At 69.5% G+C, this 18,489-nt stretch carries 37 protein-coding genes; 4 read left to right on the forward strand and 33 right to left on the reverse strand.

Features of this window, described 5'->3' with window-relative positions:
• Positions 1–8: 8 nt before the first annotated feature.
• The 7 genes from ABZ899_RS11450 to ABZ899_RS11480 form a co-directional block, all read right to left on the reverse strand.
• Positions 9–593 carry a hypothetical protein gene (locus ABZ899_RS11450; protein ID WP_361344182.1) on the reverse strand — a complete coding sequence of 195 codons (585 nt, stop codon included), beginning with the start codon at positions 591–593 and terminating at the stop codon, positions 9–11.
• An 18-nt stretch (positions 594–611) separates the two neighbouring features.
• A complete protein-coding gene (locus ABZ899_RS11455) occupies positions 612–818 on the reverse strand; it encodes a hypothetical protein (protein WP_361344185.1) in 207 nt (68 codons plus the stop codon).
• A gap of 92 nt (positions 819–910) precedes the next feature.
• A complete protein-coding gene (locus ABZ899_RS11460) occupies positions 911–1,081 on the reverse strand; it encodes a hypothetical protein (protein ID WP_361344188.1) in 171 nt (56 codons plus the stop codon).
• Between the two features lie 139 nt (positions 1,082–1,220).
• Positions 1,221–1,385 carry a hypothetical protein gene (locus tag ABZ899_RS11465; protein WP_361344191.1) on the reverse strand — a complete coding sequence of 55 codons (165 nt, stop codon included), beginning with the start codon at positions 1,383–1,385 and terminating at the stop codon, positions 1,221–1,223.
• Between the two features lie 97 nt (positions 1,386–1,482).
• A complete protein-coding gene (locus ABZ899_RS11470; RefSeq protein WP_361344194.1) occupies positions 1,483–1,650 on the reverse strand; it encodes a hypothetical protein in 168 nt (55 codons plus the stop codon).
• Positions 1,650–2,000, reverse strand: a complete 351-nt coding sequence (locus ABZ899_RS11475) for a hypothetical protein (RefSeq protein ID WP_361344197.1) — start codon at positions 1,998–2,000, stop codon at positions 1,650–1,652. Before ABZ899_RS11475 ends, ABZ899_RS11470 begins: the two co-directional genes overlap by 1 nt.
• Positions 1,997–2,281 carry a hypothetical protein gene (locus tag ABZ899_RS11480; protein ID WP_361344200.1) on the reverse strand — a complete coding sequence of 95 codons (285 nt, stop codon included), beginning with the start codon at positions 2,279–2,281 and terminating at the stop codon, positions 1,997–1,999. Before ABZ899_RS11480 ends, ABZ899_RS11475 begins: the two co-directional genes overlap by 4 nt.
• Before the next feature lie 180 nt (positions 2,282–2,461).
• On the opposite strand from ABZ899_RS11480, the gene ABZ899_RS11485 reads away from it, so the two are divergent.
• The 3 genes from ABZ899_RS11485 (at position 2,462) to ABZ899_RS11495 (ending at position 4,302) form a co-directional block, all read left to right on the forward strand.
• On the forward strand, positions 2,462–3,181 hold the full coding sequence (locus ABZ899_RS11485) for a GntR family transcriptional regulator (protein ID WP_361344204.1): 720 nt from the start codon (positions 2,462–2,464) through the stop codon (positions 3,179–3,181).
• Between the two features lie 100 nt (positions 3,182–3,281).
• A complete protein-coding gene (locus ABZ899_RS11490; protein WP_361344207.1) occupies positions 3,282–3,743 on the forward strand; it encodes a hypothetical protein in 462 nt (153 codons plus the stop codon).
• Positions 3,744–3,780: 37 nt separating this feature from the next.
• A complete protein-coding gene (locus ABZ899_RS11495; protein WP_361344210.1) occupies positions 3,781–4,302 on the forward strand; it encodes an endonuclease VII domain-containing protein in 522 nt (173 codons plus the stop codon).
• 69 nt (positions 4,303–4,371) lie between these two features.
• Here ABZ899_RS11495 and ABZ899_RS11500 read toward each other — a convergent pair whose 3' ends face one another.
• From ABZ899_RS11500 to ABZ899_RS11595, 20 genes are all read right to left on the reverse strand, one after another.
• Entirely contained in the window at positions 4,372–4,569 is a 198-nt protein-coding gene (locus tag ABZ899_RS11500) for a hypothetical protein (RefSeq protein ID WP_361344213.1), read from the reverse strand.
• The gene (locus ABZ899_RS11505; protein WP_361344215.1) at positions 4,566–5,060 is read right to left on the reverse strand and encodes a hypothetical protein; all 495 of its coding nucleotides are present in this window, start codon (positions 5,058–5,060) and stop codon (positions 4,566–4,568) included. Before ABZ899_RS11505 ends, ABZ899_RS11500 begins: the two co-directional genes overlap by 4 nt.
• A complete protein-coding gene (locus ABZ899_RS11510) occupies positions 5,057–5,296 on the reverse strand; it encodes a helix-turn-helix transcriptional regulator (protein ID WP_361344217.1) in 240 nt (79 codons plus the stop codon). The genes ABZ899_RS11505 and ABZ899_RS11510 overlap by 4 nt, the downstream gene beginning before the upstream one ends.
• The gene (locus ABZ899_RS11515; RefSeq protein WP_361344220.1) at positions 5,293–5,481 is read right to left on the reverse strand and encodes a hypothetical protein; all 189 of its coding nucleotides are present in this window, start codon (positions 5,479–5,481) and stop codon (positions 5,293–5,295) included. Before ABZ899_RS11515 ends, ABZ899_RS11510 begins: the two co-directional genes overlap by 4 nt.
• Positions 5,478–5,657 carry a hypothetical protein gene (locus ABZ899_RS11520; RefSeq protein WP_361344222.1) on the reverse strand — a complete coding sequence of 60 codons (180 nt, stop codon included), beginning with the start codon at positions 5,655–5,657 and terminating at the stop codon, positions 5,478–5,480. Before ABZ899_RS11520 ends, ABZ899_RS11515 begins: the two co-directional genes overlap by 4 nt.
• A complete protein-coding gene (locus tag ABZ899_RS11525; RefSeq protein WP_361344225.1) occupies positions 5,654–5,878 on the reverse strand; it encodes a hypothetical protein in 225 nt (74 codons plus the stop codon). Before ABZ899_RS11525 ends, ABZ899_RS11520 begins: the two co-directional genes overlap by 4 nt.
• 282 nt (positions 5,879–6,160) lie before the next feature.
• The gene (locus ABZ899_RS11530) at positions 6,161–6,427 is read right to left on the reverse strand and encodes a hypothetical protein (protein WP_361344228.1); all 267 of its coding nucleotides are present in this window, start codon (positions 6,425–6,427) and stop codon (positions 6,161–6,163) included.
• Positions 6,427–6,756, reverse strand: a complete 330-nt coding sequence (locus tag ABZ899_RS11535) for a MazG-like family protein (RefSeq protein ID WP_361344230.1) — start codon at positions 6,754–6,756, stop codon at positions 6,427–6,429. The genes ABZ899_RS11530 and ABZ899_RS11535 overlap by 1 nt, the downstream gene beginning before the upstream one ends.
• 27 nt (positions 6,757–6,783) lie before the next feature.
• On the reverse strand, positions 6,784–7,230 hold the full coding sequence (locus tag ABZ899_RS11540; RefSeq protein WP_361344233.1) for an SLOG family protein: 447 nt from the start codon (positions 7,228–7,230) through the stop codon (positions 6,784–6,786).
• Positions 7,231–7,370: 140 nt separating this feature from the next.
• Positions 7,371–7,592, reverse strand: a complete 222-nt coding sequence (locus tag ABZ899_RS11545) for a hypothetical protein (RefSeq protein ID WP_361344236.1) — start codon at positions 7,590–7,592, stop codon at positions 7,371–7,373.
• Positions 7,585–8,418 (reverse strand): hypothetical protein, encoded by an 834-nt coding sequence (locus ABZ899_RS11550; RefSeq protein WP_361344239.1) that lies wholly within the window; start codon positions 8,416–8,418, stop codon positions 7,585–7,587. The genes ABZ899_RS11545 and ABZ899_RS11550 overlap by 8 nt, the downstream gene beginning before the upstream one ends.
• A gap of 80 nt (positions 8,419–8,498) precedes the next feature.
• Entirely contained in the window at positions 8,499–8,729 is a 231-nt protein-coding gene (locus ABZ899_RS11555; protein ID WP_361344242.1) for a hypothetical protein, read from the reverse strand.
• Positions 8,726–9,229, reverse strand: a complete 504-nt coding sequence (locus ABZ899_RS11560; RefSeq protein ID WP_361344245.1) for a hypothetical protein — start codon at positions 9,227–9,229, stop codon at positions 8,726–8,728. Before ABZ899_RS11560 ends, ABZ899_RS11555 begins: the two co-directional genes overlap by 4 nt.
• Before the next feature lie 55 nt (positions 9,230–9,284).
• Positions 9,285–9,656, reverse strand: coding sequence for a DUF4326 domain-containing protein (locus ABZ899_RS11565; RefSeq protein ID WP_361344248.1), 372 nt, complete (start codon positions 9,654–9,656; stop codon positions 9,285–9,287).
• Positions 9,657–9,808: 152 nt separating this feature from the next.
• Entirely contained in the window at positions 9,809–11,563 is a 1,755-nt protein-coding gene (locus ABZ899_RS11570) for a DNA cytosine methyltransferase (RefSeq protein ID WP_361344250.1), read from the reverse strand.
• Positions 11,563–11,862, reverse strand: coding sequence for a hypothetical protein (locus ABZ899_RS11575; RefSeq protein ID WP_361344253.1), 300 nt, complete (start codon positions 11,860–11,862; stop codon positions 11,563–11,565). The genes ABZ899_RS11570 and ABZ899_RS11575 overlap by 1 nt, the downstream gene beginning before the upstream one ends.
• A complete protein-coding gene (locus ABZ899_RS11580) occupies positions 11,859–12,164 on the reverse strand; it encodes a hypothetical protein (RefSeq protein WP_361344255.1) in 306 nt (101 codons plus the stop codon). The genes ABZ899_RS11575 and ABZ899_RS11580 overlap by 4 nt, the downstream gene beginning before the upstream one ends.
• Positions 12,161–12,493, reverse strand: coding sequence for a hypothetical protein (locus ABZ899_RS11585; protein ID WP_361344257.1), 333 nt, complete (start codon positions 12,491–12,493; stop codon positions 12,161–12,163). Before ABZ899_RS11585 ends, ABZ899_RS11580 begins: the two co-directional genes overlap by 4 nt.
• Positions 12,490–13,251 carry a hypothetical protein gene (locus ABZ899_RS11590; protein WP_361344260.1) on the reverse strand — a complete coding sequence of 254 codons (762 nt, stop codon included), beginning with the start codon at positions 13,249–13,251 and terminating at the stop codon, positions 12,490–12,492. Before ABZ899_RS11590 ends, ABZ899_RS11585 begins: the two co-directional genes overlap by 4 nt.
• Complete coding sequence (locus ABZ899_RS11595) at positions 13,248–14,189, reverse strand: hypothetical protein (RefSeq protein ID WP_361344261.1); 942 nt, start codon at positions 14,187–14,189, stop codon at positions 13,248–13,250. The genes ABZ899_RS11590 and ABZ899_RS11595 overlap by 4 nt, the downstream gene beginning before the upstream one ends.
• Positions 14,190–14,356: 167 nt before the next feature.
• On the opposite strand from ABZ899_RS11595, the gene ABZ899_RS11600 reads away from it, so the two are divergent.
• Positions 14,357–14,560 (forward strand): type II toxin-antitoxin system prevent-host-death family antitoxin, encoded by a 204-nt coding sequence (locus ABZ899_RS11600; RefSeq protein ID WP_361344263.1) that lies wholly within the window; start codon positions 14,357–14,359, stop codon positions 14,558–14,560.
• Positions 14,561–14,577: 17 nt separating this feature from the next.
• Here the strand turns inward: ABZ899_RS11600 and ABZ899_RS11605 are convergent, their stop codons facing one another.
• From ABZ899_RS11605 to ABZ899_RS11630, 6 genes are all read right to left on the reverse strand, one after another.
• A complete protein-coding gene (locus ABZ899_RS11605; RefSeq protein ID WP_361344266.1) occupies positions 14,578–15,828 on the reverse strand; it encodes a hypothetical protein in 1,251 nt (416 codons plus the stop codon).
• 55 nt (positions 15,829–15,883) lie between these two features.
• Positions 15,884–16,063 carry a hypothetical protein gene (locus ABZ899_RS11610; protein WP_361344268.1) on the reverse strand — a complete coding sequence of 60 codons (180 nt, stop codon included), beginning with the start codon at positions 16,061–16,063 and terminating at the stop codon, positions 15,884–15,886.
• Positions 16,060–16,905 (reverse strand): hypothetical protein, encoded by an 846-nt coding sequence (locus ABZ899_RS11615; protein WP_361344270.1) that lies wholly within the window; start codon positions 16,903–16,905, stop codon positions 16,060–16,062. The genes ABZ899_RS11610 and ABZ899_RS11615 overlap by 4 nt, the downstream gene beginning before the upstream one ends.
• Positions 16,905–17,144: a hypothetical protein gene (locus ABZ899_RS11620; RefSeq protein WP_361344271.1), complete on the reverse strand. Its 240-nt coding sequence runs from the start codon at positions 17,142–17,144 to the stop codon at positions 16,905–16,907. Before ABZ899_RS11620 ends, ABZ899_RS11615 begins: the two co-directional genes overlap by 1 nt.
• Before the next feature lie 88 nt (positions 17,145–17,232).
• Positions 17,233–17,604, reverse strand: a complete 372-nt coding sequence (locus ABZ899_RS11625) for a hypothetical protein (RefSeq protein WP_361344274.1) — start codon at positions 17,602–17,604, stop codon at positions 17,233–17,235.
• A gap of 62 nt (positions 17,605–17,666) precedes the next feature.
• Entirely contained in the window at positions 17,667–18,488 is an 822-nt protein-coding gene (locus tag ABZ899_RS11630; protein WP_361344277.1) for a recombinase RecT, read from the reverse strand.
• Between the last annotated feature and the right edge of the window lies 1 nt (position 18,489).

The following is an 18,489-nucleotide window of genomic DNA, read 5'->3' on the forward strand; positions in this document are numbered from 1 at the left end:
CTCCAGGTTCAGGCAGCGGGATGTGCGTTGGCGATGCCGGTGAGCTCGGCGACTTGGGCGCCAGAGAGCTCGCGGCGGGGTGCGGCGGTGAGGGCTTCCGCGATGGCGGTGATCTGCTCCCACGCCTCGCTCACGACCTGGTCGGCGGCGGTCATGGCGCGTGCCCAGCTGGTGCCGGTGGCCGGGCCCTCGGGTTCGGTGTCGTCGAGGGTGACGGTGTAGTTGGAGCGGGCCAGGGCGGCGATCGCCATGTCCCGGTCGTGAGGCGAGGCGGCAAGGCGGTCAGCCACGTAAACGGGGTGGCCGCTGCTGATCAGGTGACGCTTCGCGGCTGCCTCACCGGCGGCCAGCTCCACGGCCAAGTGGAAGCAGGCGACGTAGCAGTTGTTCCAGGTCGTGGTTCCGGTCCAGCCCATGTATCCGTCGCGATCGACGGTGTGGACACGGAGGCGGGCCAGGCTCATGCCGTAGGTCATGCCGATGACGGCGTGGCCGGCTTCGTGGTAGGCGATGTCGGCGATGACCTGGTCGGTGGGACGTGAGACGAAGTTGGGGACCCGGGTGTCGGGAAGGGCGTCGAAGTCGATGGGCACGGTCTCTCCTTCCAGGTGTCAGGCGGTGGCGGGCTTGGCGGGGGCGGGCCGGTGCTTCAGCCAGGCGATCCAGGCGGCGAGCAGCAGCACGGGGCCGGGGATCGCGGCGATCACGGAGTCCAGGCCGGTGAACGCCAGGTCGACCGGGGTCGCGGCAGCCGGCCACAGGGCGACTGCGATCAGGTAGGCCGCGAGGAGCGACCACAGCAGGACACGACGGAACATGACGACCTCTTCGGGGGTCGGATGGATGGGGGGATGGTGCTGCGCCAGTTCTCCTTGGCGCACGACCGGGGTCGCGCGCCGCGGACAGCCGGTCAGCTGAGGCGCTCGACCTTGACGTCCAGGTCGCGCGGGTCGGTCTTCGCGGCCTTCAGCCGGCGGTCCAGGTCGGCCTTGCTGTAGACCGTGACCGAGTCGCTGGATCCGCCCAGCGGGTTGACCTTCTTGCCGGTGCGGCTGGTCGCGGTGAGCTTGAACTTCGGCATGGGGTGGGCCTCTCGGGTTGGTGATCAGGTGGGTGGTGCAGTGCCCCGGGCCGGATCCGATCCGGCGGCATCGCGCTGGGGTCCGGGGCTGGTGCCGGGCGGCGGCTGGGGGTGGTACCGCCGCCCGGCGGTCTCGGGGTCAGGCGGCAACGGGGAGGCGGAGGCCGCGGAGCTCGTCGACGAGCCGCGGACCCAGCTGGGTGACAGCGTCAACACCAGCGGCCTGGTCGAGGATCAGCCGGCGCGTCTCCTCATCCGCGGCAATGAACTGCTCGATCAGACGTGCACGGTCCTGGATAGACATGGCGGAATAGCCCTCTCGGGTGCGTAGGGGTGGTGGTGTGGTGCGGGTTGGAGGCTGCGGCGCGGGACGGGGGGTGTCAGACCGCGCCGCAGCCGGACTAGGAGCCCTGCAAGTGCAGGTGCTTGCAGCAGTCACGCCAGTTCAGGTGGATCGGGCACGTCACCCGCAGGTGATCCGGCGTCTGGTCGCGTGTCTCGCGGAACAGCTTCAGGTCCAGAGAGTCCGAGAAGTCGGCCGGCATCCGCGGCGCCGTCGGGGCGGCCATCAGACGTCACCGCCCTCAAGCGGCGGGTACACCGTCGCCCGGATCGCGCCGCGCACCAGGTCGTTGGCGCCCCACGCGAACTGGGCGTACAGGTGGGTGACACCATCGGAGTCGGTGCGCTGCGGCTGCACCTTGGCACCCAGCTGCCCGGTCCAGGCGGTGAACGCGGACCGCATCTCCTCCGGCGTCGACGACAGCGAATCCACGTCACCCACCAGGGCACCCGAGATCGCAATCGTCCACGACAGAGCCGGCAAGTCCAGCTTCGTCGCCGCGGCCAGGAACTCGCCGAGCGCACGATGCGCATCCCGCTGCCAGCGCAGGCTGTAGGAGTTCGAGACGGCGCTCACGACGCGCCGCCGATCAGGTCCAGGCGGCCGGCGGCGGCGAGGGTGGCGCGGGCGCCGAGCTTCAGCTCCTCGGCGTGCGCGAGACTGTCCGCGTCCAGGTCCGACATGTCGCCGGCCTCGGCGAGCGCGGCCAGCTGCACCGCGTGCGTCGCGGCCGTCTCGTACACGGTGACGGCCTGCACCAGCGGGAACTGCGCCTCCAGGCGCGACGCCAGCACGGACGCGGCCGGCGGAAGCGGGGCGGTCGGGGTGGTGGTGGCGGTTGCGGTCTTGGCGGCCATGGGTGTTGCTCCCTCCTTTGGGCGTACAGCAGGCAAGAAGCAGCCGGGCCGCCGTTTCGTCGGCCTTCCGGCGATGCGATACTGACGGTAGACCGGTGGTCCACCGGTGTCAACCAGTTGACCGGAGGGCGAGTCGTCCCTATGGTCAAGAGACATCCAGCGAAGGGAGAGGAAGGAGCGATGCTTGGGTACGCCGAAATCGCCACCCACTTCAGGCGGCAGATCACCGACGGGGAACTCAACCCTGGGGACGAAATGCCGTCCTACACAGAGGCCGCTAAGCAGTTCGGGGTGAACCGAACGACGGTCGTCCGCGCCTACGACATCCTCAAGTCCGAAGGCCTGATCGTCAGCCGCCCCGGAAAGGGCACGACCGTCGCCGCGCGCCCCGCCATCGTCATCAGCGGCGTTGACCGGCTCGATCGGCTAAACCGCACCGGCCGGCGTTACGGCCCGGGTGAGGACTCGACGGGGCATCGCGTGATGCGGCGATCGGTGTACGACGCGGAGGTATGTCGCGCACTTGAGATCGAGCCTGGCGAGGAAGTGGTCATCCGAATCCGCACCTTCCGGCAGGACGGCCAACCGACGAGCGTCGGCGTCTCGGTCTACCCGCCGAGAACCACGAACGAGGTTCCGGAGCTGGCCGAGGAAGAGCGGATGGAGCGCTACTTCGGGGATATCTACACCGAGCGCACTGGCCGCGAAGTCACCAAGGGGCAGCGCACTGCCCACGCCCGGCAGGCTTCACAGGATGAGATCGATGCATTGCAACTTGATGCACCCGCTCATGTCGCTGTGGCCGTCCTCGTCACGAATGTGACGTTCCACGACGAGGACGGGCCGCTTGCCTACTGGGAAGACACCTACGCGCCGGGGGCCAAGATCCCGACTGCGTAGAACACGAAAGGCCGAGCGGTTGCACCCGCCCGGCCTTTTCGACCAGCGAGTTGCACCTCGCTGACCTTCGAACCGCACTCCCTGCGAGAGAGGTAGTTCTGTGACCACTGTAGCCCGTACTCAGACCTCCGGCCCTGCGTCGTCCGTCACGCCCCGCTCGTGGTCGTTCATCGACCGCCGTACCGGCGAGACGGTCGCCTACGAGTGCATGGACGGCTGCAGCATCGACCACCGCCGCGACGAGGGTGGGTCCCACTTCCGTGAGGACATCTTCTGCTGGACGTACTCGCAGCCGCTGACGCTGCCCATCAACACGAACGGCACCCCGGAGGAGTTCCGCGTCCTCGACACGCTCATCAAGGTGGAGCCGTGGTCGGCGGAGATCGCGCACCGGCTTCCCTACGCCGTCATCGAGCTGGTCGACGACCACTTCATCGACGGCCTCGACCCCGACGGCCTGGAGACGGTCATCAACACGCTCGCCGGCCGGCTCGAGCAGATGCGGGAGACGCACCGCCGGCTGGTCGAGGTCAGGGCCGCATACATGGAGCAGGCGGCCTGATCGATATCCTGAAAATCGACAACGAGGAGCGCAGAGTTTGAGCGCCACGGTATGCGCAGAGGGCGACTGCACCGAAAAGGCTCTGGCACGCGGTCTCTGCTCACGGCATTATCAGCGGGCCCGTAGACGGAACGAACTCCCGCCATCCTTAAGGCGAGTCTCGCTCGTCAAGCCGCACCGACTAACCAACGTCGATCGAACGAACGCCACGGCAGACTGCTCGCGCTGTGGCCAGGGAGTTCCGATCCGTATCGGAAAGGGGCGAGGAAACGAGTGCAAGACGCAACACAACGCAAGCAAGAATAAAGAAATCACCAGAAAGCGGTGGTACAAGTACAAGTACGGGGTCACATTTTCGGAGCGAGAACGGATGGCCGAGGAGCAACACCACACATGCCCGGTTTGCCGAACAGTGACAGACCAGCTTGTAGTTGACCACTGCCATTCAACCGGTCGGGTTAGAGGTCTGCTCTGCCACCATTGCAACTTGGCAATAGGCTTCTTGCGGGACAATCCTGCCACCGCCGTCGCAGCTGCCGTCTACCTACTGGACAGCTAGCCTCCTACAGGCCACAACCTTGAAGCAGGCACCCCCGTTCCGGAGTCAATCCGGGCGGGGGTGCCTGCGTTACGTCTGTACGCCGGGCCCGTGCTGGCCGAGGTGTTCCAGGTAGGCGGCGAGCGCTCGGCCGATGATGACGCCCCAGCCGTCGGGGTCTGCGGGTCGTCCGGCGGCGTCCCATTCTTCGCCGAGGTCTTGGAGGACGTTCCAGTAGGCGCGGCAGGAGTCGCATCGGCTGACGATCTCCTGCCGCTGCCAGGTCACTGGTGGTCCCCTGCGTCCTTGCGTTCCCAGTAGGCGCGGTCTGCGGCGGCGCTTTCGGCGACGGTGGGGCCGTCTCCGTCGATGATGTTGAGCATGGCGGCGGCTGCGGGGTGTTGTTCGCCGGGCCGGACGGTGGCCTGCCATCGGTGGGCGAGGGTGCGGAGCTGGCCGACGGTGGCTTCGGCGCGGTCGGCTCGCTTCTTCTGCTGGTGGGCGTAGTCGGCGGCTTCGTCGCGTTGGGAGAGTGCGATCCGCTTCTCGCTGATCTTTTGGGCGAAGGCGGTCATGTTGACGTGGCCGACGAGCTGCGGGCAGAACGTGTAGGCGCCGTGCAGGCGGGCGTCGCCGATCTCGCCGAGCAGCTCGTCGGCTAGTTGCGGGCGGGGGCAGTCGCTGCTGGAGCAGGTGATGTGGCCGCCGTCGCCGAGGTAGAGGCTGGCCGCCCCGCAGGCGGGGCAAGTGCCGTACACGGCGGGCGTGGGGTCGGTCATGCTGCTGCCTCTCGTTGCTGGTCGGGGATGTGGATCTGGTGGACGCCGAGTTCGCCGACTGCGAGGGCTATGGCGACGGCTTGGGCGCGGTCTGTGGCGCCGAGTCTTCGGTAGGCCGCGGTGAGGATGGAGGCAACCGTGTCGGGGCGGGTGCCGAGCCATGCGGCGATGGCTGCGTTGGTGTTGCCGTTGGCGGCGAGGAGGAGGACTTCGCGTTGCCGGCGGGTGAGGTTCACGACGGCCTCCTGCGGTGTCCGGGCTGCACAACGACGTGGCCGCGGGTGTTGAGGAGTCCGTCGGCGGTGGCGAGGAGCTTGAGTGCCCGGCGGAGGACGTGGCGGAGTGGTTCGCGGCGGCGGGCGTAGGCGGCGAGGATGGCGGCGGACTGGTCATCGGGCAGCCAACGGATCGGGCGGGTCATCGGGGGCCTCGCGTTTCGATGAGGTGGAGTCCGGCCCAGGCTGTGCCGCCGATGAACGCGACGATCACTGCGGCGATGGCCAGTTCGAGTAGTTGCCCGGCAAGGGCGGCGATGGCGATGAGGGTGGCCGGGGTGAGCGACAGCAGGACCCAGCCGGCTGCCTTGCGTGCGGTCACGGCTGCTCCGTTCCGTTGATGGCGCGGGCCACGGCGAGGGCGCACTCATGGCTGCGGTCAGTCACCTGGATGCTGGCCTCGGGGTCGAACTCGGTGTTGGCGAACAGGTCAAGCCAGTCGGCGACAGGGTCAGCGAGTCCGGCGAGGTGGCCGGTGATGTTGGGGGCGACGTCGCGGAGCCGATGAGCGGCCGCACGGAGTTCGTCGGCGGGAGAAGTCATGGCCTCCTCCGGTTGTCGGGGCGGGTCGGGCGGGGGCTGGTCATCGGGGGTCTCGGAGGATGAGTTCGGCGAGCCGATGGAGGGAGCGGAGGAACAGGTCGAACGCGACGACCACCGCGGTGATGGCGAACGCGAGGATGAGGATCACCAGCCCTCCTTGAAGTGCAGGGCGCGGGCGCTGAGGTAGCGGTTGTCGTCGGCGGGGCGGTGGGGGTGGAGGTGCATGCTCGGCTCCGGTGGTTGGGGTCCGGCCCGGTGGGGGCGGGCCGGACGACGGGTGGGCTAGGGCTTGGTGATGTGGAGGCGGCGTCGACCGCCGCCGGGCATCTGGTCGGGGACAACGTGGTAGCCGTGGGCGCGGAGTTCGGCGGTGTACGCGTCGAGTCCGGCCTCCTCGCCTGCGCCGTCGTGGAAGACGTTGACCTGCCGTCGGCCGTCTTGGGCGACTCGGTAGCCGGGGTCCCATCCGGTGCGCGGGTCGTAGTCGGAGGGGTCGAAGCCGTGGCCGAGGACGGCGTCGACGTCGCGGGCGCGGATGACGCGGGCCATCAGACGGCCGCCTGCGATCGGGCGGCGACCTTCGCCAGTTTGGCGGCGAGCACCTGGTCCGGGTTGTCGACGACCGACCCGAGTGCGACGGCAGCCGTGATGATCACGTCGCAGAGTTCGTCGGCTACGTCGGCGGGCAGCGGCCGGGTGTGCGTGGTGCGCTTGCGCGGGTTCTGGCCTCGGAAGCCGATCCAGGCTTGGGCGACCTCGCCTGTCTCCTCGGTGAGCTTGAGGATGCGCAGCCCGACTTCGTCGTCGCTGCGGCCGTTGTTGGTGTCGAGCCACGTGATGAGGCCCTTGATCGTCTTCCACTGGTCGGGGTTCAGCATTGGTGATCCTTTCGGTGGCGGGATGGGTTAGGCGGTGAAGCGGCGGACGGGGATGCCGGCCTGCTCGGCGAGGTGGGCGCAGTGGCTTGCCCCGTGGCTGGGGTGCGGGCGCGGGCGGTGGCAACGCGGGCTGGTGCAGGGGCCGATGAAGGCGAGGCACGCGTCCGCGCCGAGGCTGACCATGTGCTTGTTCCGGAACGGCCCACACTCTGGCCAGGGCCCGAAGTCCTCGGTGGGGTGGCCCTGTGCGGGGTGCTGCTCAACGTCGACTGAGCAGCCGCGTCCACGCAGCCAGCGGGCGTAGTGGTCGGCGTGCCGGTCCGCACCGGACGGGCAGGCGCCATGGACGACGATGACCGGGCGCCCGCCGGAGTCGATAAGGGCTTGTTCGATAGCGGCGGCGATGGTGGTGATGTCGTCCCAGTTGCGGCTGCCGGTGACCAGGAGCCGGTAGGGCTTCACACCCGTCTCCATGATCGGGATCTCCTGTGCGCCCGCCTGAGGCCCTCTGGAGCCCTCTCCGCGTCGCGAGACACCGGCGAGCGGGGTTGAGGCGCTCTCAGGCCCGTCTGAGCCGCTTCTCGGCCCCGAGTTGAGGGTGTGGGGATCTGCGCTCACGACTCGCCCTCCTGACTGATGGCGGTTTGAGGGGTTTCGGCACCCATGCGGAACGCGGCCAGTTCCACGGCCTCCGCGATCGACAGCTCGCCGTCCGACTCCGCCCACATCTGCGCGGCCCGGCGGGACAGTTCGTCGGCTATCGCCTGCGCCTCCGGCGGCATCTGCGGGCGGCCCTTCCGGCTACGGAGGCCGGGCGCGAACTCGTGCTCAGCCACGGCCCCCCTCCGCCTCGTCCTGCCGGGCGTCGACGGCGGGCTCGTCGTCCACCTCGTCGGCGAGTTCGGGCTCCGGCCAGTCCTCGGCGGGCGGGGCCGGGGGGAGTTCGTAGGCGGTCGGCCGCACCTCGGCGGGCTGCTGCTGCGCCTCGTCGGCCAGGCGGCGCAGCTCGTCGGCCACATCTTCGCGGGCGTCACAGGATGCGCACGGCTTGCGCTGACCGCAGCCCTCGTTCATCGCCTCAACGAAGGAGGCAGCGCCCCGCAGGACGGCGGCCCGGTCGGCGGGCGGCGGCAGCAGTCCCAGACGCTGTGCGACCGGATCCCGATCGAGCGGCGGGAGCCCCAGTTCCGTGGCTCGGTCGTAGATCGCATCCCATGGCGCGCCCGTGCCCAGCCCCAACGCTTCGGACAGGGCGAGCCTGTGGGCTTCGGCGGGCGGCGGCAGCACGGCCAGCACCGCGTCGGCTACTGCGTGCGGGTTGGCCAGGACGAGCCCGTGCCGGGACGGTTCGGCGTCCGCGTACAGCGCCCAGATGGCAGCGGCGGCGCGCTCAACGAGGTCGGTCCGGCTGGGTGTGGCAGACACGCCAACCCCGGCAGGCGCGGCGGGCTCTGCCATGAAGGCGTGCGCCCAGTCCTGCCGGTACACGCACTGAGGGTCCGGGCACACCCAACCCCCGTTCGTGGCGACGAGGACGGGGCTCTGCCCGCTGGCGTGTTCGGCGCCGCACGTGAACGGGTGCATGCGGCCGTAGTGCTGGAACGCGTTGAGCGCGGTCACCTGGGCGGCGGTCCAGGGTGCGTGGATCAGGTCAGTGGTCATGAGGGTTCCTTCCGGGTGGGACACTTCGGGGACGGCCGGCCGCCGCTGGGTCGAACAGCGGCGGCCGGTCTCTTCGTGGGTCACGGGGTGGGCTGGCCGGTGGCCGCGGTGAAGCAGGCGCGGCAGTTCCGGTCCCCGCACGGCTGGCCGGAGGCGTGGGCGGCGGCCACACGGTCGAGCTCGGCGCGGATCTCAGGGTCGTCGACGATGGCGCCAGCGATGAAGAGCGCGAGCTTCCAGGTGTCGACGTGGCAGTTGACGCGCTGGGCGAGCAGGTGGCGGAGGCGGTCGTCGGGCGGCGGGTACGTCACTGTTCGCCGTCCTTGGTGGTGGTCGGCACGGCCGGAACAGCAGCAGCGGCGGGCGCGATGTAGGTCCGGCCGCGGTTGTAGTGCGGCACCGGGTCGACGGTCGGGAGCAGGACGCGGTCGTGGCCGTCGAGCTCTTCGCCGTCGCGGGAGTACGACGGGCCTTCGGGCGCCTCGTACATCTCCCGCCACTCGGCGAGGTCTTCCTCGTCCAAGCCGGCGGGCGGCTCCTCGCCTCGGTACGGGTCCGCGACGATCCCGGCCTGCTTGAGTTCGGCGTCGCTCATCTCGTTGACGATGTGCTCGGTCGCGGCCTTCACCTCGAAGCACTCCGGCTGCTCGATGTGCTCGAACGCCTCGCGGAGCTCTTCGAGGCAGGCGACCATGCGCTCCTGCCACTCGATCGGCATGGACTGCATGAGCGTGCGGTGCAGCACCTGGTAGTTGCAGTAGCTGAGGCCGAACCAGGTGTGGATCGGGCCGTCGGTCGGGTTGGCGGTCATGGTCGGGTCTCCTCGGGTTCGGGTGGTGTGCGGGCGGGGCTGTACCGGACGACGATCAAGCGGCGGGCGGCTGGTGGTTGGCGAGCTTCAGCAGCACGTCGGCGTGGCACGGCTTGTCGGGCGGGCAAGTGCAGGCGAGGTCTTTGCCGCGGAGCAGGTGGAGGTCCGCGAGGATGCGGCGCCGGTCGAACACCTGCTTGCCGATGCGGTAGGTCTCGGAGTACCAGCCGCCTTCGGTGCCGACTCGGAGCCACTCGGCGAAGTTCTCGGTGCAAGCGCTGTGCGGGTTGGACCACTCGGCTTCGATGGCGTCCTTGATCGTGAACGGGTTGCCGAAGCGGGAGGGGCGGCTGACGATCACGGCGTTGTCGGGGAGCCGCCAGCCCTTGGTGCGGCGGCGTTGGATGCGGCGGGGTGTGGTGGTCATGCCGGGTGGTCCTTTCGTGGGCCGGGTGGGGTTGGGGTGGTTTCGCTGGATGACCGGTCCCTCGACGGATGGGCGCTGCCGGGGGGCGTAGGCGGTCAGGGGGTGGGGCTGGGTGCGGCGAAGCGGGCGGCCACACGCCGCACAGCGGGACATCAGGCCACGGCCTCGAGCTCGGACGTTGTCGTGCCGCGGTCCTGAGGGCTGTGGATCACCGCTCGCAGTCGCGCACCGATCCAGGCGCCCACCTGCGGCGAGACGGCGTTACCGAAGCCGTCGACCTGGTTACGGGCGGTACCCCAGACGACGAACGAGCCCTTGTGGGCGCCAAAGTCGACGTCGAATCCGCAACCGCGGCCGATCTCGTACTCCCGCATCATCCGGAAGTAGCAGTCCTCGAGCGGCAGATCCTTCAGCGCGTTCCGCCACTGCGCCCACATCTGCGTGTCGACCGCGCTGTTCGCGATCGCGCCTGCGGCGGTGAGGAGTCCGGGGATCTGGTCGGACGTGAACGCCGGCATCGCCTCGCAGTGCACCGTGGGCACGGTGTTCTTCCGGAACGGCACCACCCCGGACGACACCACGGCGAGCGTCTCCGAGCCGACCTGGGTGGGCAGCGGCTCCCCCGCGCCGCGCGGGCCGCCCTGGTAGTTGTCCACAGCGATCGCGACCGGAGGAGTGATCAGGCCGGTGGTGTTCGTGGCGGTCTGCGCCCACAGCGGCTGGCTCAGGTCACGGGAGCGGCAGTTGGACCCGGGCCGCTCGAACGTGTTGCCCGCCGCGGCGATGATCGCCCCGGTCGACAGGATCGAGGTCTCCTGCTGGCTGGTCTGCGTCGCCATCGGCTGCCACAGGTGCTTCTCCGTGCCGTGCACGGCCTTCGCCGGCATGAGGACCGCGGGGAAGTCCGCGAACCGCTGACGGCAGCGTTCGGCGCGGGCCATCGTCGACCGGGCCAGTGGGCCGACGAACCCGTCCTTGAACGTCTTGACCGGCTTGTCACCGATCCGTATGCCGAGGTCGGTCAGGTCGAGCGCGGCCAGCGAGGGTGTCATCGGCGGGACGACGGGGCGGCGGCACGACGGGCACCGGTACTCGTACTGCTTGCCGTAGCGCACCGACCCGGTCGCGGGGATGCCGGTGCGCCAGGACCACACCGCCTCGACGTCCTTGTCGCAGTGCTGGCAGTGGGACACGGGCCGGTGCTCGAGGTCCGGAGCGGGTAGCGCCTTGTCCCAGAACGCGATGTACAGCCGGTCCCGCGACTGCGGCACGCCGAAGAACTGGCTGTTGAGGTACAGCACCTTGTGCCGGTAGTTCAGAGCGTCGAACTGCTTGAGCCACCACCGGTAGGTGGAGCCGTCACCGACCTTGGGGCGGCCGGGGATCGCGGGCCCCCACGAGGTGAGTTCGGTCGTGCACTCGATGAGGATGAGCCGCGGGTGGTGCTGGGCGGCGTAGTGCAGGACGCAGTTCGCGGTGGCCCGGTCCCGCTCCGAGCGCGTCACCCGGGCCTCGTAGTCGGGATCGTCCAGGTCGAACAGGGTGGCGCCCTGCTCGTATGCCTTGATCGTGTTGGCCTGGGAGTGGTTGACGCACGAGACGCCGGCGACGAGGAGGTCCGCTGCGGGAAGGTCGCGGGCGGAGTGGTAGTCCGCGGCGTCGGGGTCGACGAGGTCGGCGATCCAGTGTTCGGCGTCCGGGTGGTTCGCCTCGTGGACCTCGACCTTGTAGCTGTTGTGGTTCGCCGCCATGATCGTCGTGAACCCGGCCATCTCGATCCCGCGGGTCAGCCCACCGAAGCCGGAGAACAGGTCGACCGCGACCAGGTCGTCGTGACGGAAGCGGCGCCGCCTGACGGCCGGCCGGTGCGTGGCGATACGGGGCTTCTTGCTGCGCGCGCTGGACATCAGGCGGCGGTTCCTTCCTGGGGTCGGTGGGTGAGCGAGTCCGGGGTGGCGACGAGCCGCAGGTGTGCGCGCTGCCGGCGGTAGCGGTCGCGCTTGTGGGTGGCGTACTCGTCGTCGAGCTCGAAGCCGTCGAGGGCGGCGTCGAGTTCGGCCCGGTGCCGGGCCTGCTCCTCCGGCGTCCACGCGGGCGCGGGCTCGGCGGTCCGCTGCTGCCGGGTGGGGCGGGGCTGCGCGGGGCGGGCGCGGCCGAACGTGCCCGTCGGCACCGCCTCCGCCATCAACCGCTCGTAGGCGTTCACGCGGCGGTCTCCTCGGCTTCCTGGTAGCGGCGGGCGTGGACGGTGGTGCGGGCGCGGCCTTCGTCGTGGCAGGGCGTGGTCGGCTCGACCTGGCATTCCGGGCAGCAGGCGGTCAGCTGGGCCCACGCGGAGATGCGCTGCGGGTGCGGCTGGATCAGCAGCTGGTTGCGGGTGCGGAGCTGGCAGGGCCGGTGGGCGTGGGCGCCGCAGTGCGGGCACGGGACGGCACGCGCCGGGTGATGCTTGGCGCGCATGAAGTGGCGGAGGCTGTCGGGCATCGGGGCACCGGCACGGATCGTCATCGGGTCTCCTCGGGGCAGTTGCCGCAGTCGCAGGGCAGGTCGGGTCGGTGGGTCTCGTTGCTGTAGTGGCGGGCCGCCGCCTGCCACTCCCCGGCCGGGATGTCCCAGTCGGGTGGCGGGCCGGGCGGGCTGCTGCCGGTGGGCCAGGCGCCGGGCCGGTGACCGGGCGGCCGGGGCGTCGCCGGCTTGACGGCGGGTTCGCGGCGGGCTTTGCCGATCGCGATCTGCGCCCGCATCAGGGCGCGCAGCTCGTCACGGCCCTCGGCGCGGATCGCCTTCATGTCGGCGACCTGGATGCCGTCGTCCTCGGGGATCGCATCGCCGGTCACGAGGCGGCCTCCTCGTTCACGATCACCGCGTCCTCGACGGTCTCGGCTTCACGGGCGAGGGCGCGGGCGGACATCTGCCGGATCCGCTGCTCCTGCTCGGCCCGCTCCGCGGCCGCCTGCTCCGGCTCGCCCGCGGCAGCCCGTATGCGGGCACTGTGCGGCTTCAGGCGCGGCTTCCCCAGCGGCTGCTTGTCGCTGCCGCCCGGGGCCTTACACGGCTTGCCGATCGCGGCCCGGCACTTGTCGACGGGGCAGACGACGCCGAGCGGGCCGGAGCGGCGCACCTCGTCGACCAACTCGGCGGCGGCCGACTCCTCGTCGTCCTCGACCGGCCGGCCTACCTCCCAGCCGCGCGCCTCAAGCTCGGCGACGAACTCCTTCGACGGGCCGCCCTCGAGCGCCAGCCGCCCCGTCGGGGCGGGCACGGCGCCGGAGGCGATCGCCTGGACCTGGCCGCGGTAGCGGGCGAGGAACTCGGCCGGCGACTCGTCGGGAAGGGGCTCGTACTGGAAGTTCTCGAGCCGGGCGGAGCGGATCTTGGAGCGGAGGGTGCGGATGTGGTGGGGCAGGATCCACAGGCGCTCGTTCGGGTTCTGCGGCGGCGTCGTGTAGTAGGCGGCGACGGCGTTGCGGGCGTCGTCGTCGAGGGGGACGTCGTAGAGGGCTGCGGCCCAAGCCTTCGCGGCAGCAGCGGAGCCGTTCCGGTTGTCGAACGCTGCGGCATGCATGAGCAGTTCGGCGGCCTCGGCGGGGTTCATGCGGAGTCTCCTTCCTGGCTGAGTTGTTCGGCGATGGCCATCCAGCCGGCGACCTTCGCGTCGGTGCCGGTGAGCTGCTGGCCGTTGGGGAGGGCGATCACGTTCGTGGGGCGGGTGGCGCGCTCGGACGCGAACTTCGCGGAGCGGCGGACCCACTTCTGGTACTCGTCGTTCCAGTTGCGGCGGGACTGGCCGGTGGAGCGGAAGTGGCTCAGGAACTGAGCGGCTTCGTAGTCGGCGTCGATGGTGGCGCCGAAGGTGCCGACGACCCAGCGGCGGAGTCCGTCGTTGAGGGTCCAGCCGTCGTTGTCGATCGGGGAGGGGGCGCCGAAGGCGTCACGCTCGGCCCCGTTACTACCGACACTCTCTCCATCTACATCAGCCACAGATATGGGGTTCGGGTCGGGTCGGGTCGGGGCGTCGTTAGTAACGGCGTTACGAAACCCTGTGACCTGGGGCTCCTCGTTCTGAACGGTGCTGGTTCGAGTCGCCGTCGTGTCGCTGTCGTGTCGCGGTCGTGCTTCCGTCGTGTCGCTGTCGTGCGTTTCGCCGTCTCGCGTAACGCCGTTACTACTGCCGTTACGGTCGCCGTCGGTGGGCGGCGTCGGCTTGCCGTTCTTCCGACGCCGGAACCGCTCCTGCCGCTCGGCGTTTTTCTTCCGCTCCAGGAGCACCTGCTCGCGGGACGGGTTGTAGTCGAGGTAGTCGTGGATCTCCCAGCCGCTTTCGGTGCGGTCCCACAGGCCGGCGTCCTGCAGCTGCTTGGCGACGTTCTTGATGCCGCGGATGTGGGCCACGAGCGGCAGTTCACGATCGGCGATGCGGCCGTCGGTCAGGTTCTCGGCGCACCAGCAGATGGCGGACACGTGCAGCCGGAAAGCCCGGTCGGACAACAGCGCGATCTTCCGGTGGGAAGGGAAGCGGTCGTCGAGCTTCACCCATGGCATCGGGAACTTCTTTCAGAGAGGGGTGATCAAGGACTTCTGGGCGCGCGGAACCAGGGCCCTCAGGGCGGCATGTCACTGCCGCTCCGTTCGTAGCCATCATAGCTAAGAACGCTAAGTTGCTGTGGTGTGCAGCGTGACAAATCCGCTACGCTGTTGCCATGACCGCGACCCGCACCGAACACCGCGCGAAGATCGCCGAAGCGCGCAACGTCCTCGGCGAGGTCATCTCGCGCGCCCGCTACGCCGGGGAGACCACGGTGCTCATCAACCGCGGCAAGGAGGCGGCCGTCATCGTGCCGTTCGACTTCTACGAGCGAGCCCTTGAAGCGCTCGGCGAACGCGCCGTTCCTGCGGACTCCTGATCCCGTCGCCCTTCGGCTCACCGCGCCTCCTCATGCTTCTTGCGGCATGAGAAGTGCTCCGGAATGCCTTCCGGACCCAACAAGCTCGCGGGTTTCCCGCAATCGAAACGGCAGAGCGGTATCGGCTGTCCCGCCGCGTCAACCGCGACTTCGTCGCTCTCCACTCCCAGTGATCCACGGGTCTGAAGAACGATCGTCCGACTTACATGCCGCTCCCTGGGGGTCGACCTGAGATCGGGCGCCGGCCGGTCCTCTGTGCATAGCGACCGCCGGTCGGCGTCACGGACGGCGGGGCGCGCATTCCTCGGCTGGGGCTCGGCCCCGTACTCGGACAAGTACCGCTCGTACTGGACCGCCCGAATGAAGCCGTGCTGGCCGTTCACCTTGAACGGGACGCGCTCCCCATCTGCGACTTCCACGACAAAGCGAGCGAGGTCCAGCGTCGACTTGTCCGACTCGTAGGCCGCGCTGGACTGGTGCTCAGGCACCACGACCAAGTGGTGATTTCCGCAGTACGCGTCGTTGGGGTTTTCGGAGTCATAGGGCTTTTCGGGGCACCGGGCAAACGTCCCTTCCGGCGTGCACCAGCCTTCCTCGACCACGAAGTTGCCGTCGCGGACTTCAAGGGCGCGCTTCTGTGCGCGGATAACTGGCGCAGGCAGGTTGGGTGTGCGGATATAGGGGACCGCTCCGATTCCAGGGTGATCGGGATCCACGAAGTCCCAGATACGGGTGAACCCTGCTCGCTTCCGGTGTGCATCGCGACTGATGGCCGACCGGCGCGTTTGCTCGCTCAACTGCGGCTCGTAGTCCAGCAGCCGCCCGTCGGCACCTTCGATGCTGACGTCGAGGCGTGCGCGACCACCAGCCACCACCTGCTCGACTCGGGCATCGTGGCCAGCGTCCACGCACTCGTTGGCGACGAGTTCTTTCCTCGCGATGTGCTCGTCCGACTCGTGACTCACGGGCTTCTCGCCAGGCTTCCGGTAGTGAGAGGGGAACCATTCGCCGCCGCGGTTGACGAGGAACATCGGCACGCGCATGCCGCGAAGCCGCATGCAGTCAGGGCAGATGAGTCCGCGCTTGTCGACCGGGACGCGTCCCCGCATCAGGAGGAATTTGCCTAGAAGCCCTTCCTCTTCGGGAACGCCGAGGTCTGCGCGGTCGAGGTCAAGGTTTCGGCCGGCCGGCTCATAGAAGACCGGATTACGGAAGAGCTCCTCGTCGGCCTCGGGTTCGAAGTCCTCTTCGGTGTCGTCGGTGTACACGGCGTTCCCTCCTTCCTCCTGGCCCCGCTTTCGCGGGGCCTTTGTCGTGTGCGTGCTAGCGGATCTGGGCTTCGAGGGACCGCATGATCTGGACCATGCGGAGCTCGAACTCGGCTTGCTCCTCGCCGGTGAGGCCGGGCTGCTGGGTGTTCCACTCAGGCGCGGCGTCGCTGATCCTGCGTGCGGCGTAGTCGTAGGCGCGGCTTCGGATCTCGGCGGCCCTCTGCTCGGTCACGCCGCCACCTCGATCGCGTATTCGGGGTGGTCGCGGAAGGCGTGGTCGAGGTAGGACTTGTCGACGCCGAGGCGGGCCGCGGTAGCTGCCTTGTTGAGGCCGGAGGTCCGCATGATCCAGTTGGCGTTCTCGGCGATGTCATGTCGTCGGCTGGTGGCCCTGCCGGTTGCCGGCTTGAAGTCCGGATCGTCGAAGTCGTCGTCGTCCCACCAGGCGGTACCCATCCAGCCCTTGGCGGCGGCGCGTTCGCGGGTGCGGCGCGCGATGTGGGCGGGGACGCCATGCTCTTCGGGCTTCAGCCCGTCAAGCTCGCGGTACAGCCTGGCGACGTAGTCGGCGACCCAGCGGCGCACGGTCAGGGTGTTGGGCTGGTTCTGCAGGTAGACGATGAACTGCTTGTGCTTGCCGCAGCGGCGCCCGAGTTCCGCGGCGGTCCAGCCGTCGGCGGCGAGGGCTCGGAGTCGGCGCGTGGTGCCGAGGCCGGGGATGTGGGTGCCGGATCCGGGGAGGTCGGTGTCGCGCGGCTTGACGGCGAGCACGCGGGTCTCGGTGGAGCGGCGGATCACGCCTTCCCGCCGGATGATGCGGTAGAGGGCGTGCTGGCTGATGACGGCGTCGGCCATGATTTCGCGGTCGGGCATGCCGGCGGCGCGGAGGCGTTCGACGTGGCGGGCGGCCCGCTCCGTGGTGGTCGTCTGGCCGCGGCCGGTGGCCCGCAGGTAGCGCCCGCGTCGGACTTCGGCGGTGACTCCTGTGGTGCACTGCTTGCACCGGCAGCCGCGGCGGTAGCGGCGGGGGTCTCCGTGTTCGAAGGCTTCGGCTGGGATGGCGGGGCGGCCCATCACTTCTCCTTCCGGTCAGGGCTGTGCAGGCGGCGGGCGAGCTTGTGGTTGGCGTAGTTCTCGATGCGGCGGAGTTCGCGACGGGTGCGGATGCGGGCGGCGGCGCGGCGGGTGGCCTTCGCGGCGCCCCAGGCGGCCCACGTGCTGGCGGCGACGGCGAGGCCGGGCCCGTAGGTGCCGATCTGGTCGTCGACCCACACCCAAGCGTTGATCGCCGCGTCCAGCTTGTCGGGGGTCATCGCCGCCTCCGCTGCATGAGCCAGGCGACGAACGCGAGGGTGAAGAAGCAGGCGGCGAGGACGAGCAGGTACAGGGCGGCGTCGTTCATCAGGCGGCCTGCTTCCGGGTGCGTGCGGCGCGGCGCCGTGCGGCTATCAGCCGGCCCTTCGGCGTGAGTTGCCAAACAGCGATCGGGTGGCCGTGGGTGGCGGCGCTGGTGGAGGGCACGTACTGGCCGGTGTGGGCGATGATCCCGGCGGTGCGCAGCGAGTTGATGGCGGCGCCGAGGAAACCGGTGCCCAGGTCCGGGAGCTGCTCGCGGATCTGGTTGCAGCTGAAGGTGATGTAGCGCTCGCCGAAGTGGAGGACCGCTTGCTCGACGAGGAACCGGTCCCATTCGGAGTGGCGGGTGATGTCATCGAGGAGGGCGTCCTTCTCCATGGACGCGAGCCGCTCGGCAACAGACAGACGCTTCTTCATCGTGCTTCCCTTGGGTGAGGGGCCGGCCCGCATTGCCCGCGGGCCGGCCTCGGGTGTGCGGGCTAGTCGACGAGCTCGCCCTCGAGGGGGCCGTCGTCGTCGTGGTCGGCGTCGACCGTGCCGGGTGCGGGCGCGGGGACGTTGGCGGGAAGGGGCTGGGGGTGCTGCTCGCTGGCGACGACGGCCTGGGCGCGGATCTGCTCGCGCATGTACTCGGCGGAGGTCGGCACCCACTTGGCGAGGCGGTGCGCCGCGGTCTTCAGCCACATGGCCTCGGTGTCCGTCTTCCACGGCGACCACGACTGGTCGGCGCTGTCGGACTTGGCCATGGCCTTGGCGATGTGGCCTTTGTTGAGGACGACGACCTTGCTGGTGGCGCCGTCCTTCATGACGGCGTAGGCGTAGACGAGGCGGAGTTCGCCGCGGTCTTCGGCGTCCCAGTCGATGTCGTGGATGGGGCGCTCGTCGCGGCCGGGGCGGAACTGGAACTGGTCGTTGCTGTAGACGGCTTCGACGATGACGGAGGAGACGGCGCCGGCCCGGTACATGAGCTCGATCTCGCCTTGGTAGCCGCGCACCCCGGTGACTTCGGTGCACTTCTTCTTGTTGTTCCAGCGGGGTACCAGGTAGTACTGCTCGGTGCCGGGCTCGAGGCCGAGGCGTCCGGCGTCCATGAGGACGGCGATGAACTGGCCGACGTCGTTCTGGGCGGCCTTCATCAGCTTCTCGTCGCGGCGGAGGAGTCCCTGGGTGTTGCGGATCCAGGCGCCGACGCGCTGCTGGAGGTGGCTGGGCATGACGAGCTCGAGGGACTCGCGGTACTGCTCGACGATCGCGGCAGGTCCCTGCTCGCGCTTTTCGATGGCGTTGCCGATCTGGCTCACG

The organism is Streptomyces sp. NPDC046859 (assembly GCF_040645135.1).
In the GTDB taxonomy this organism is placed as follows: Bacteria; Actinomycetota; Actinomycetes; order Streptomycetales; family Streptomycetaceae; genus Streptomyces.

Excerpts from the sequence above, each read along its gene's own strand:
- ABZ899_RS11535 (WP_361344230.1), bottom strand. The coding sequence starts at position 6,756 with ATGCTGAACCCCGACCAGTGGAAGACGATCAAGGGCCTCATCACGTGG.
- ABZ899_RS11615 (WP_361344270.1), bottom strand. The coding sequence starts at position 16,905 with ATGGGCCGCCCCGCCATCCCAGCCGAAGCCTTCGAACACGGAGACCCC.
- ABZ899_RS11625 (WP_361344274.1), bottom strand. The coding sequence starts at position 17,604 with ATGAAGAAGCGTCTGTCTGTTGCCGAGCGGCTCGCGTCCATGGAGAAG.
- ABZ899_RS11590 (WP_361344260.1), bottom strand. The coding sequence starts at position 13,251 with ATGAACCCCGCCGAGGCCGCCGAACTGCTCATGCATGCCGCAGCGTTC.
- ABZ899_RS11560 (WP_361344245.1), bottom strand. The coding sequence starts at position 9,229 with ATGACCGCCAACCCGACCGACGGCCCGATCCACACCTGGTTCGGCCTC.
- ABZ899_RS11455 (WP_361344185.1), bottom strand. The coding sequence starts at position 818 with ATGTTCCGTCGTGTCCTGCTGTGGTCGCTCCTCGCGGCCTACCTGATC.
- ABZ899_RS11565 (WP_361344248.1), bottom strand. The coding sequence starts at position 9,656 with ATGACCACCACACCCCGCCGCATCCAACGCCGCCGCACCAAGGGCTGG.
- ABZ899_RS11620 (WP_361344271.1), bottom strand. The coding sequence starts at position 17,144 with ATGACCCCCGACAAGCTGGACGCGGCGATCAACGCTTGGGTGTGGGTC.
- ABZ899_RS11480 (WP_361344200.1), bottom strand. The coding sequence starts at position 2,281 with ATGGCCGCCAAGACCGCAACCGCCACCACCACCCCGACCGCCCCGCTT.
- ABZ899_RS11540 (WP_361344233.1), bottom strand. The coding sequence starts at position 7,230 with ATGGAGACGGGTGTGAAGCCCTACCGGCTCCTGGTCACCGGCAGCCGC.
- ABZ899_RS11465 (WP_361344191.1), bottom strand. The coding sequence starts at position 1,385 with ATGTCTATCCAGGACCGTGCACGTCTGATCGAGCAGTTCATTGCCGCG.
- ABZ899_RS11550 (WP_361344239.1), bottom strand. The coding sequence starts at position 8,418 with ATGACCACTGACCTGATCCACGCACCCTGGACCGCCGCCCAGGTGACC.
- ABZ899_RS11460 (WP_361344188.1), bottom strand. The coding sequence starts at position 1,081 with ATGCCGAAGTTCAAGCTCACCGCGACCAGCCGCACCGGCAAGAAGGTC.
- ABZ899_RS11570 (WP_361344250.1), bottom strand. The coding sequence starts at position 11,563 with ATGTCCAGCGCGCGCAGCAAGAAGCCCCGTATCGCCACGCACCGGCCG.
- ABZ899_RS11470 (WP_361344194.1), bottom strand. The coding sequence starts at position 1,650 with ATGGCCGCCCCGACGGCGCCGCGGATGCCGGCCGACTTCTCGGACTCT.
- ABZ899_RS11530 (WP_361344228.1), bottom strand. The coding sequence starts at position 6,427 with ATGGCCCGCGTCATCCGCGCCCGCGACGTCGACGCCGTCCTCGGCCAC.
- ABZ899_RS11600 (WP_361344263.1), top strand. The coding sequence starts at position 14,357 with ATGACCGCGACCCGCACCGAACACCGCGCGAAGATCGCCGAAGCGCGC.
- ABZ899_RS11515 (WP_361344220.1), bottom strand. The coding sequence starts at position 5,481 with ATGACCCGCCCGATCCGTTGGCTGCCCGATGACCAGTCCGCCGCCATC.
- ABZ899_RS11485 (WP_361344204.1), top strand. The coding sequence starts at position 2,462 with ATGCTTGGGTACGCCGAAATCGCCACCCACTTCAGGCGGCAGATCACC.
- ABZ899_RS11505 (WP_361344215.1), bottom strand. The coding sequence starts at position 5,060 with ATGACCGACCCCACGCCCGCCGTGTACGGCACTTGCCCCGCCTGCGGG.
- ABZ899_RS11580 (WP_361344255.1), bottom strand. The coding sequence starts at position 12,164 with ATGACGATCCGTGCCGGTGCCCCGATGCCCGACAGCCTCCGCCACTTC.
- ABZ899_RS11525 (WP_361344225.1), bottom strand. The coding sequence starts at position 5,878 with ATGACTTCTCCCGCCGACGAACTCCGTGCGGCCGCTCATCGGCTCCGC.